The following is a 1663-nucleotide window of genomic DNA, read 5'->3' on the forward strand; positions in this document are numbered from 1 at the left end:
CTTCCTTTCGTGGATGCCCTCATGCTGCGCTCTGCATCGGCTGCCGTTCTGGCGCTGGCCCTGGTTCCTGCTGCTCACGCTGCGGTCGATTGCTCGGTCAACACCAGCGCTTCGCCGCTGCCGTTGCCGGCCACGGCCGTCGCCCCGGTGGCCGACGAGCTGTACATCCGCAGCAGCCAGCTGGGCATGTCCAGCGGCGTGCTGGGCAGCAGCTACGATCCGTCGCAGTCGCTGGACCAGGTGCTGCAGCGCTTGCGCATCGATGGCTGCCAGAACATCGCCAAGGCGATTCCGAGCGCGCCGGCGGTGAAGCCGAATGATCCGGCCGCGTACAAGCCGCAGACCGAGTTCGACAACACGCCGTGGCGCTTCGACATGAGCCAGAACGGCAAGCGCATGACCGCCGAAGAGTTCGACGCCTGGATGAAGGCGCGCGGCGTACGCGTGGTCAAGGCGCGTCCGGTTCCGGCAGCCACCCCGGYCGCAGCCGAAGTGCCGGCTGAGACCAAGCCGGTCGACAAGAAGTAAGCGCGGCGGGGAGCAGAGGCTTGCGCACGCGCCGCCCACCTGCCGCCCCCGCTGCCCGCTCCCACGCTGCGCGTGGGCGTGCGAATCCCCCTGCGGTTTCCGCTGGCGTGCGCCATGGCCTGGCGCGCGTGCTGTCCAAGGCGGGTGTGTGCTCGCGCAGCGAGGCCGCGCGCTGGATCGCCGATGGCCGCGTTCGTGTCGCCGGGCGCATCGTCCGTGATCCGGAATTCCCGATTGCCAGCCCGGCGCCGCCGATCGAGGTCGACGGCCAGCCGATGGGCGCACCGCAACGCCTGTACGTGATGCTCAACAAGCCGCGCGGAGTGGTCACCACCGTGCAGGATGAGCGTGGCCGYGACACSGTMTACCGCTGCTTCGATGGTGCCGGCCTGCCGTGGATCGCSCCGGTCGGKCGCCTGGACAAGGCCAGYGAAGGCCTGYTGYTGTTCAGCAAYGAYCCGCAGTGGGCYGCGCGCCTGACTGATCCGGAGACCGGCCCGCACAAGACCTACCACGTGCAGGTGGATCGCCTGCCCGACGAGGACACCCTGGCCGCGCTGCGCGCCGGTGTCGAAGACGAGGGCGAGTTCCTGCTTGCCCTGGCCGTGCGCGTGCTGCGCAGCGGCGACAAGACCGCCTGGCTGGAGGTGGTCCTCGACGAAGGCCGCAACCGCCATATCCGTCGCCTGCTGGCGGCCTTCGACCTGCAGGTGCTGCGCCTGGTCCGCGTTGCGATCGGAGAGCTCACGCTCGGCGATCTCGGCAAGGGCCAGTGGCGGGCGCTGGAGGTCAGCGACCAGCAGCGGCTGGGGGCCGCTGCACCGGGCTGAGTGATGCCCACGGCCGGCGCTCGCCGGCCACCGTTCCAGGCGTAGGGGGCGCCTGGTTGTCGAATGTCCAGAACGGAGCCTGCCATGTATCACCCGACCCTCAAGCAAACCCTGCGCTGCGCCAGCCTGTTGTTGCCGATCGTGCTGTTGACGGCCTGCGGCGGCCACAAGAAGGCGGCCAAGGCCGATCGCCCCGCCGAAACCCCGGTGGTTGAAGTGAAGACCCCGGAGCTGGATGGCCGCGGCAGCTATCGCTTCATGATGAGCAACGGCGACCAGAAGATGACCGCCGACCAGTTCGATGC

3 protein-coding genes are annotated in these 1663 nt (G+C 69.4%); all 3 read left to right on the forward strand.

The genetic code is table 11. The features are described 5' to 3' along the window. Positions 1 to 21: 21 nt before the first annotated feature. Positions 22 to 528: a hypothetical protein gene (locus tag AC1VAN_RS21050; protein ID WP_480986661.1), complete on the forward strand. Its 507-nt coding sequence runs from the start codon at positions 22 to 24 to the stop codon at positions 526 to 528. A gap of 20 nt (positions 529 to 548) precedes the next feature. After that, on the forward strand, positions 549 to 1358 hold the full coding sequence (locus AC1VAN_RS21055) for a pseudouridine synthase (RefSeq protein WP_442251716.1): 810 nt from the start codon (positions 549 to 551) through the stop codon (positions 1356 to 1358). Between the two features lie 84 nt (positions 1359 to 1442). Next, the coding region (locus tag AC1VAN_RS21060; protein WP_480986660.1) for a hypothetical protein at positions 1443 to 1663 on the forward strand (221 nt) is incomplete at its 3' end.

Source organism: Stenotrophomonas sp. 05L44_2 (assembly GCF_056665995.1).